The sequence below is a fragment of the Stenotrophomonas sp. SrG genome (genome assembly GCF_050031795.1).
GTDB classification, from domain to species: domain Bacteria; phylum Pseudomonadota; class Gammaproteobacteria; order Xanthomonadales; family Xanthomonadaceae; genus Stenotrophomonas; species Stenotrophomonas rhizophila_A.
Window position 1 is genome coordinate 1 of the sequence record NZ_JBNBBE010001769.1, and the last position, 230, is coordinate 230.

The following is a 230-nucleotide window of genomic DNA, read 5'->3' on the forward strand; positions in this document are numbered from 1 at the left end:
GTCTGGTACAGCCCGTTGTTGACGTTGGGCACGTTGGTCCAGCCGCGGCCGTATAAGCCGAGGCCCAGGGTGAGCTTGCTGGCCGGCACCCCGCGGGCGAGGAAGGCTTCCATCGCCTCGTTGCTGTTGTACAGCTTCACATCACCGGTGGACGGATCGGCCGGCGAATCGTACAGCGCCGAATGGTGCCCGGTCTTCGGATCGAACGCGCCGGGGACGTCGTACGTCAT

Annotated in this window: 1 protein-coding gene; it reads right to left on the reverse strand. The window is 65.2% G+C overall.

The genetic code is table 11. The features are described from left to right. Nucleotides 1–230: glycosyl hydrolase family 18 protein (locus tag ACQG3P_RS25345; RefSeq protein WP_426806582.1), on the reverse strand; the 230-nt coding region annotated here is incomplete at both ends.